This is a genomic window from Bdellovibrionota bacterium (genome assembly GCA_035292885.1).
Taxonomy (GTDB): Bacteria; Bdellovibrionota_G; JALEGL01; order JALEGL01; family DATDPG01; genus DATDPG01.
The window spans coordinates 1-8,310 of the sequence record DATDPG010000145.1 but is presented as its reverse complement, the minus strand read 5'-3'; the positions used below and the strand labels follow the sequence as shown (position 1 = coordinate 8,310).

The following is an 8,310-nucleotide window of genomic DNA, read 5'->3' as shown; positions in this document are numbered from 1 at the left end:
GCCGCAAAAATGGGGAGCGCCAATTTCGGACGCCGTCCGATGCGACCGAAAGAAGTCGGTTTTCTTTCGGTCCCTCCCTGTCCCCAATGCGGGGCGGAACTCGTTTCGAACGCGAGCAACGGATCGATGGACACGGCGTTTAAAGCGGCGGGGATCGGAGGCGCACTGATCGCGTACGCTTTTTGCGCGAAATACAGCTGTCCGGAGCACGGCGAAATCGATTCGGACCATTTTCCCGACGCCCATCGGTCCGCGCTCTTCCGCCGACGTTGCGCATTTATCGGATCGGGAATCGTCGTCGTTCTTCTTTGCATCAAGCTCGTAATCTGGTTGCAATAGCCTTTCGTCCCGGCCCTTCACCGGCTACGATCCTCCCTATGGCGGAGAGCTATCCTTTCGACCCGAGGGCCACCTCGTCGGGAAACGTTCTTCGCGTTCTTTGTGACGGCCGCGAGATTTTCACAGCGATCCATCGGGCTATTTCCAGCGCCGCGAAACAGATCGCGCTCGAAATCTACATGTTTGAAGGCGATGCTACCGGCCGGAGAGTTCTCCGCGATTTGGTCGAAGCGGCTCGAAGAGGGTGCAAGGTTCGGGTGATTTACGATGGAATTGGGTCTCTCTGGACGAGGGATTCTTTTTTCGATCCGTTGCTAAAAGCTGGCGGCGAAGTGTTCGTTTATCATCCGCCTTTGCCGTGGGTTCCCGGCTGGGGTGTGAAGCATCGCGACCACCGAAAAATGCTGTTGGTGGATGATCACTGGGTGTTGATCGGCGGCATGAATATCGCGGCGGAGTATGAACGGCTCCCCGGAGAGGGAGGCTTCCATGATCTGGCTGTGGAGGTACAGGGGCCTGCTTCCGCGCAGGCGTGGAATCTGTTTGAGCGGACCTGGAAACGAAGGAGCCGGGCAAGTGTCGAACCGAAGCCCCGCCCGATTCCGATTCCGGAACCGGGGGCGCCGTTCGCCGAAATCGTCGGCAACGGAAGGTTTAGGGACCGGTGGCGAATCCGCCGCCGAATTCTCTATGCCATTCGACAGGCCGAAGAATCGATCGATATCGTGAATCCGTATTTCTTGCCCGACCCCGGTTTAATCCGGGCGCTTCGGGATGCCGTTCGAAGAGGAGTTCGCGTACGTGTGATTGTGCCGCGAGCCAGTGACGTTCCGATCGTTGATCTTGCATCCATGGTGGCGCAAAGAAAGCTGATCCGGCGGGAAGTGGCCGTGTACATTTGGCCCGGCATTGTGCATGCGAAAGCCGTGTCGATCGACCGGACGTGGCTTTGTATCGGCACCTACAATTTCGACCATTTAAGTTTGTTCAACAATCTGGAGGTCGTCGTCAACGCCCTCGATCACGGCGCGGGAGAGCAGCTCGGGTCGATTCTGGAGCGCGACGTGACGTTGGGGACGCGCCTTACGGAAGAGTACTTCCTCCGCCTTCCCTGGTGGACTCGTATTGGAGCCCGGCTGTTCTACCGCTTGAGAACGTTTCTCTGAGGAGATGCGCTTGGATCCCGTCGATGGCAGATTATCTCGACTTAAGGCCAGGATTTAGGAAAGACAGTCTTGCCTCATAGTGGTCGTAAAGGTCCTCCACGTCCTTGGCAAAGTCTTCGGTGATTTCGGCTTCGGCCGGGCCGTTCCAGAGACGGAGCATCAGTCTGAGGCGTTCGTCCAGCGTAAGGCTTTCCTCGGCCGTGAGGAGTTCCTCGGGTGCAAAACGTTTCTTCCCAAAGAGTTCTTTGGCTCTCCTGCGTATTACTCTTTCATAAACCGTCTGCAGGTGAAGAATCCCATAGTGAATGTTGATTTTTGGTTCGAGAAGCTGCTCGGGTGGACCCCTAAAACCTTCGTCCAACATGCTGACGTAATTCAGCTGCATGAGACCGTAGCTCGCGCAGAATCTTTCTTTTGCGGTGTCGGGATCTGAGTTTCCATAGTCGCGATAGAACCACCTGTAAAGCTCACGATAACCCCTGTACCTCTCGTGGTGTGGCTCAAACACGCGGCTGCAAAGTCTGGGTTCCGGTCTGATCGCCAGGTTCCGGCCGTCCGACTCCTGATCGATGATGGCGCAAACCAGGGAGAGGGGTTGGATTTTCAGCTTTTCCGCGATCGAATGAAAATTACCGCTCCGTTTTCTAAAGTCGACTTCCAGCTCCGCCCGTATCGTATTGAAGTGTTTTGCGCACTGGCCCAACGTGGCGGCGAGTTCAGGGCGAACCATATCCCTGGCCAATGTCGATCTGCCGGCGAGTGAAGCGAGAAGTCCGATTGCCATGACTCCCCAAAGGCGTTGCATGACGCGTTGCAATGCAACGCGTGCGCCATCGGCCCTTCTGAAAATACTAGAATGTTCAACTACTTATGATGAGTTCTGGAGATATTTTCTTGATGTGGTGGGGTGGCCACGTCTCAACGCCGCGGCGCCCATCGGATGCTTACGAATCAGTCTCGATTTCGTGAAGAAGGGCGTTGCCGTCTTTGATAAAGATTTTCTTCCCGTCGAGATGGACATGACCTTCATCATGAAGCGCGGATAACAACCGAATGATGGTCTCCGGTGTCGCCCCTACCATCGCCCCCAGCTCGTTTCTCGTGAGACGCACGTCCAAAAACATTCCGTTCGATTCTTTTTTGCCGTGTGTTTTTTGAAGCGTCAGAAGGAGCCGGATAAAGCGCTGGCGAACGTCTTTGTTGAGAATATCCGAGAGTCGCTCTTCGGCCACGGCTAATTCGTCTCCGAGGCGGCGAATCACGTTCAGCGCGAGCGCCGGGTCGTCATGGACGAGGTGATTGATAAAACTCTTATCGACGAAACAGATTTCGGCGTCCTCGATTACTTCGGCCGAGGCGGCGTACTCGCGGTCGGTCAGAACGCTCCAATAGCCCAAAATATCCCCGCCCTTGGCGATTCGGAGAATGACCTCTTTGCCGTCGCTGCCGTTCTTAAAGAGCTTGATCTTTCCATTGCCCACGCAGAAGAGGCCCGTGGCGGGATTTCCCTCGTAAAAGAGAGTTTGTCCCCGGCGATACCGGTTCGTCGTCTTGTGCCGGTTGAGCGTTTCCAAATGTTCTTGCGGCAGACTGCAAAAGACGCTGTCGATTCGGGTGGGGCACGTCGCACAGTTGCGCGGTTTGGCGGCTAACATGGATCTGCTTCGGAGAGTAGTGTGTCCCCTGATCTCCGTCAATTTTAAGTTTTCCAACAAAATTCGGCGGTTAGGCCTGATCATCGCAGGCAAGATACGTCGGATTTAGAGTGCGAAAGATGATACAAATCATGGTCGTACTTCGGCGGCGACCTAGGATCAAACGGGAAGGGAGGTACCGATGCGCGTAAGAGAAATCATGACAAAGGAAGTTTTCACCCTTCGGGTCGATCATAAAGTGGATTTAGCCGACGACATCATGAACTGGCAGCGGATCCGGCATATTCCCGTGGTCGATGCGAAAAACCATTTAGTCGGACTGCTCACCCATAGAGATCTCCTGAAGGCCTCGGTTTCCAGTCTTGCACGCATTCCTCTTAAAGATCAGCGGGAGTTGTATTCGCATATCCTGGTCGGAGATATCATGCATAAAGACATTCACACCACATCTCCGGACGCCGATCTGCGAGACGCGGCCGCAATCATGATCGACGATAAGATCGGCTGTCTTCCCGTGGTTGAAGCGAAGAAGGTCGTCGGAATCTTAACGGAAGCGGACTTCCTGACGTTGGCGTGGGAAGCCATGGACCGGAACGCGGATCAAAAGGAATTTACGTCGGTTCGAAAGTACTCGAAAATTCGGAACGTCCGGAGCGCCCCTTGAGGAAGATCTCGAAAATTCTTTTGCCCGTTGATTTCTCGGACGGCTCGAATCGGGCCTCCGAGTACGCCGTTACGTTGTGCAGGGCCCTCGGAGCGCAACTCGAGCTCTATCACGTCGTCGAGGCGGGGCATTTCGTGATGTACGGAAACGAAGCGTTTTGGCCTTCGCAGGCGACGGTACAAGAAATTGAAAGCTCGGCGCGCAAACAGATGGAGACGTTCGCGAAAAAACTCGACCCGGAAATATCGATGGCTTCAAGGATTGAAACGACGCCGGCTCCCGCGGCCGATCAGATCTGCCAGTACGCCAAGAAACAAAACGCCGACCTCATTGTGATGTCCACACACGGTCGTTCCGGCCTGGACCGAGTCCTGCTCGGAAGCGTGACCGACCGGGTCGTACGCACCGCTCCGTGTCCGGTGTTTGTCGTCCGGCACGCAGCGACTTAACTGACCTATTCTAAAGGAGCGCCTATTTTCCGGCGGGCTTGCTATCGAAATGCTCGCGCTTGTTTTCGACGTCTTTCCATTTGTCAGCGTCCGGAGGAGCGGCCTTCTTGACCGATATCTTCGGCCACTCTTTCGAGTATTTTGCGTTGATATCGACGTATTCCTTCCACTTGTCCGGTACCTCTTCATCGATGAAGATCGCTTTCGTCGGACAGACCGGCTCGCAGGCTCCGCAATCGATGCACTCTTCCGGATGAATCGCGAGCATGTTCGCCCCTTCGTAAAAACAATCCACGGGACAAACCTCTACGCAATCCGTGTATTTACATTTGATACAAGGTTCAGCAATAACGTAAGCCATGGGCAAACGTATACGGCCTTCTCCGAAAACCGTCAAATTTCGGCGGGGCGAAAGACCGGTCGGTTTCTCGCTCAAACTCCACGTCAGAGCGGGTTGCGCGATTGACCTTGTCTTGTGGGCGCACGAAATACTCGAATTACGATTCAAATTGGAATAAAGAATGCTTCTTGGCCCTGTTACGGCGACAAAACGCGGTCGGCTTCATATGCGTAGCGCCCCTTTTCTTGCTTTCTTGCGTTTCACCAAAGGAGATTTCGGAGCCGGCGACCGTTTCTTTTTCAACGATCGCCACGGGCCTCCCTTCCGTACACAGCGTAACGATCGTCGAACCGAATACGTATGCGGTGTCGCATGTGACCGCCGAGGGAAAGAGCGTCATCAGCAAGATCAAGAAGGGAGTGCAAGAAGTCGTTCTTACATCGTTGGATGCCGCGCGTGGAATTTCGTACGACGAACGCAGGGCACAGCTGCATGTCGCCGACGGCAAAGCGCTCAAGATCTTTAAATGGAAGAAGCCTACGCTGGAGCCGACCGTCGTTTTAATCCCCACCGATCATTATATCGGGGACGTGGCCTTTTCTACGATTCGCGGGCTGACGTATGCCACGGATCCGGAAGGGAGAACGATATGGGAAATTGAACCGAAGAAGAAAACGGTTCGGGCGATTGTGACGGCGGAAAATTTTGACGCGTTGAAAGTCGGTTTTCCAAGCCGCCTCTTGCCGTCGAATGACGGTCGACGGCTTTACATCACGACCACGAACTCCGCCGCCGGAAACACCGGCGGCGCCGCCATTGTGGTGGCGGAGCTCAAGCAGGGTGGAGTTCGTGTGATCCAGAGTTTTTCCGGGCTTACGTGCCTCGACGGCCTCGGCCTCTTCCGAGATCATTTCATTGTGAGCGATTGCAAATCAGGAGCGATACGATCGGTGCTCATCAAGAATGGCGATTTAAAGGAGTTTCCCGTTCCGCCCGATCTGTCGACGACTCCCGTGTCGCTCACCATCGACAATAACGACGCCGTCTTGGCGGTTCAACCGAACGACGGTTCGCCTGGAAGCCTCCTTCGGTTTGTTCTTAAAATAAAGGCATAAAATGATGAAGAGAACCTTGCGCTCCGTAGTATTCAATTCTTTCCTTGCGGGGCTGACGATCGTTGCATGGGCCGGCGCAGGTCGATCGGACGAAGCGACACGAATCACCTTGCGGACGACCCCGCCGTCCGCGATTTCAATTGACGGGAAGCCCGCGGGAAAATCGCCCGTGGAAGGGAGAATCGTCACGCCTGGGTACCACCGGATTGAATATTACAGCAAGGAGAAGGGGGAGCGGTTCGAGTTCGAGCTTCCGTTCAAGGCGGGAAAGCACTTCGTATGCACCTACGACTTCGCCACGGCGCAGAACCAATGCAACGAACAGGGATCCAAGTCGAAAGGCGTTACGGGGCAGCTGGAATTGGATTCAGATCCGCCTTCGGAAGTTTATATCGACGGGCACTTGATCGGTCGGACACCGATTGCAAGATATGATGCCGAATCCGGGCCGCACACGCTGGAATTCAAGCACCCGGATCATCCGTCGATTACGAAGAACATCGACGTTCAGTCCAAAGGGCGCATGAAAATCCGCGTTCAGTTCGAAACGGCGCAGGAACCGACCGCCAAATAGAAAACCCTACTTGGTTTTCTTGGCCAGAAAAGCGGGAATGCTCTCCTTTTCCAAGAACGCCAGCATCTGATACTTCGGATATCGCTCTTTCATCATCGTGAGCGCTTTATCCCGGTTCCCGGTTTCCACGGCCTTTTCAAAATCCGACAGATAGGCCTTCATTCGATCCAGGGCCGCGGTGTTTGTGGCTGGGCCATGGCCGGCGTAAACGGATCGGACAGGCCCAAACGTGCTCAGCCGTTCCAGATTTTTGAGCCAGGGTTGGATTCCGGTTTTCGTCAGAGGCGCGTGCGTCTCATTGTAGACGACGTCGCCGGGAAAGAGAGCCTGGACGGCAGGAACGTAAGCGGCGGCGCTGACCGAACTCTCTCCGCCGGTCAGCTCCATGAATTTCACGTCCACGCCTTCAAGTTTGAGAGTGTCTCCCGCGAGGATTTTCGGGACAATCAAGTGCGTCGGTCCCTCGGCTCCGAGGCGCGCTTTGTATTTCTTCACCAAGGCCGGTCCCTCTTTTTTGATTGCGGCCACGACCCCTTGGGTCGAAATAATCTTGGCCCCGGGGAAACGTTGGTGCAGAACTTCCAGACCCAGAAAGTGATCGGGATGAGCATGCGTGATGAAGATGTATTTCAGCGTCCTGCCCTGTTTGCTCGCCACCCAATCGGCGATCTTCGTCGCATCGCTCTTGGTCAAGCCGGCATCCACCAGCATCAATTCGTGCGGTTCGATCACCAGATGGCTGCTCGCCATCAGGCTCGTTTCAGAGGTGACCTGGGTTCCGAGCTCGCACGCCAAGGCCGCGGTGAAACGGAAAAAAGGCAAAAGAAGAAGAAGAATGAAGCCAAAACGAAGAAGAGGATCTTTTTTCATAAAAGAAAAACTACCATTGGTTAACGCGGTTGCCAACTGCCGTGGAAGGGGATAGTACGACCCGCGAAATGAAGCTTCTTTCGATGGTGACTTCTTTATTCGCGTCCGCGGGGGCGGCCGGGCACGTGTTATCGGTCGGTTCCCCGGCTCCACAATTTGAAACCGATTCCTCGGACGGAACTCTCTTTCGCCTGAAGGACCGAATCGGGCATTGGACGGCCCTCTATTTCTATCCCAAAGACGATACGCCGGGCTGTACCCAACAGGCCTGTGCATTTCGCGACGGCATCGATGTCATTCGAAAACAGGGGGCTGAAGTCCACGGGGTCAGTAAGGACACGATCGAAAGTCACAAGAAGTTCACGGAGAAGTACAAACTTAATTTTCCACTCTTGGCGGATCCCGAAGGAAAGATCATCCGAATGTACGGGATCTCCGGCGTTTTCGGCTACGCCAAACGCTGGACGTTTTTGATCGGGCCGGACTTGGTGATTCGTGTCATTCAAAAAGATGTCGATCCGATGATGAACGCGAAGAGTGTTGCGGCTGAACTTGAAAAAGCGAAGGGAACTCTTCATGGCCGCTGATCCGCTGATTCCGGTTCCGAAAGTCTTTTCGGAAAATTCCTGGTGCGATGGGGGCACGTACAAAAAAATGTACGAACAGTCGATTTCCGACCCGGAGCGATTTTGGGCCGATCAGGCCAAGAGACTCGACTGGATCCAGCCGTGGAAACGCGTGAAAGACGGTTCGTTCTCGCGCGACGTTCACATTCGGTGGTTTGAAGGGGGAAAGCTCAACGTCAGCACGAACTGCGTCGACCGCCATCTATCCAAGAGAAGCTCGCAGACCGCGATCGTTTGGGAACCGAACGATCCCAAGGAGCGGCCGCAATTCATCACCTATCGCCAGCTTTACGACGAAGTATGCCGGTGGGCCAATGTTCTCAAAGCGCATGGGGTGAAGAAAGGGGACCGAGTTACGATTTACCTGCCGATGATTCCGCAAACGGCGTACGCCATGCTGGCGTGTGCGCGGATCGGAGCGGTGCATTCGGTCGTATTCGGAGGATTCTCCGCGGATTCACTTGCCGAACGGATCAACGATTGCCAAAGCGCCGTGGTGATTACGGCGGATC

General features: G+C 54.8%; 12 protein-coding genes. 8 read left to right on the top strand and 4 right to left on the bottom strand.

Going from position 1 to position 8,310, the window contains the following annotated elements; genetic code table 11:
• Together VI895_10725 and VI895_10720 are read left to right on the top strand one after the other, a co-directional pair.
• The coding region (locus tag VI895_10725) for a hypothetical protein (GenBank protein ID HLG20272.1) at window positions 1-339 on the top strand (339 nt) is incomplete at its 5' end.
• A gap of 38 nt (window positions 340-377) precedes the next feature.
• Window positions 378-1,505: a phosphatidylserine/phosphatidylglycerophosphate/cardiolipin synthase family protein gene (locus VI895_10720; protein HLG20271.1), complete on the top strand. Its 1,128-nt coding sequence runs from the start codon at window positions 378-380 to the stop codon at window positions 1,503-1,505.
• A gap of 31 nt (window positions 1,506-1,536) precedes the next feature.
• Here VI895_10720 and VI895_10715 read toward each other — a convergent pair whose 3' ends face one another.
• Window positions 1,537-2,310 carry a transglycosylase SLT domain-containing protein gene (locus VI895_10715; GenBank protein HLG20270.1) on the bottom strand — a complete coding sequence of 258 codons (774 nt, stop codon included), beginning with the start codon at window positions 2,308-2,310 and terminating at the stop codon, window positions 1,537-1,539.
• Window positions 2,311-2,449: 139 nt separating this feature from the next.
• Entirely contained in the window at window positions 2,450-3,160 is a 711-nt protein-coding gene (locus VI895_10710) for a Crp/Fnr family transcriptional regulator (GenBank protein ID HLG20269.1), read from the bottom strand.
• A gap of 181 nt (window positions 3,161-3,341) precedes the next feature.
• Here VI895_10710 and VI895_10705 point away from each other — a divergent pair, with 181 nt between their 5' ends.
• Window positions 3,342-3,824: a CBS domain-containing protein gene (locus VI895_10705; GenBank protein HLG20268.1), complete on the top strand. Its 483-nt coding sequence runs from the start codon at window positions 3,342-3,344 to the stop codon at window positions 3,822-3,824.
• Window positions 3,821-4,273: a universal stress protein gene (locus VI895_10700; GenBank protein HLG20267.1), complete on the top strand. Its 453-nt coding sequence runs from the start codon at window positions 3,821-3,823 to the stop codon at window positions 4,271-4,273. The genes VI895_10705 and VI895_10700 overlap by 4 nt, the downstream gene beginning before the upstream one ends.
• Before the next feature lie 22 nt (window positions 4,274-4,295).
• Here VI895_10700 and fdxA read toward each other — a convergent pair whose 3' ends face one another.
• Window positions 4,296-4,634 carry a ferredoxin FdxA gene (fdxA, locus tag VI895_10695; protein HLG20266.1) on the bottom strand — a complete coding sequence of 113 codons (339 nt, stop codon included), beginning with the start codon at window positions 4,632-4,634 and terminating at the stop codon, window positions 4,296-4,298.
• A gap of 224 nt (window positions 4,635-4,858) precedes the next feature.
• On the opposite strand from fdxA, the gene VI895_10690 reads away from it, so the two are divergent.
• On the top strand, window positions 4,859-5,728 hold the full coding sequence (locus VI895_10690; protein ID HLG20265.1) for a hypothetical protein: 870 nt from the start codon (window positions 4,859-4,861) through the stop codon (window positions 5,726-5,728).
• A gap of 1 nt (window position 5,729) precedes the next feature.
• Complete coding sequence (locus VI895_10685) at window positions 5,730-6,302, top strand: PEGA domain-containing protein (protein ID HLG20264.1); 573 nt, start codon at window positions 5,730-5,732, stop codon at window positions 6,300-6,302.
• Window positions 6,303-6,308: 6 nt separating this feature from the next.
• Here the strand turns inward: VI895_10685 and VI895_10680 are convergent, their stop codons facing one another.
• Window positions 6,309-7,172 carry an MBL fold metallo-hydrolase gene (locus tag VI895_10680; protein ID HLG20263.1) on the bottom strand — a complete coding sequence of 288 codons (864 nt, stop codon included), beginning with the start codon at window positions 7,170-7,172 and terminating at the stop codon, window positions 6,309-6,311.
• Between the two features lie 68 nt (window positions 7,173-7,240).
• Here VI895_10680 and VI895_10675 point away from each other — a divergent pair, with 68 nt between their 5' ends.
• Both VI895_10675 and VI895_10670 read left to right on the top strand, forming a co-directional pair.
• Window positions 7,241-7,759: a peroxiredoxin gene (locus VI895_10675; GenBank protein HLG20262.1), complete on the top strand. Its 519-nt coding sequence runs from the start codon at window positions 7,241-7,243 to the stop codon at window positions 7,757-7,759.
• Window positions 7,749-8,310, top strand: a 562-nt coding sequence (locus VI895_10670) for an AMP-binding protein (protein HLG20261.1), incomplete at its 3' end; no start/stop codon positions are given. The genes VI895_10675 and VI895_10670, both read left to right, overlap by 11 nt.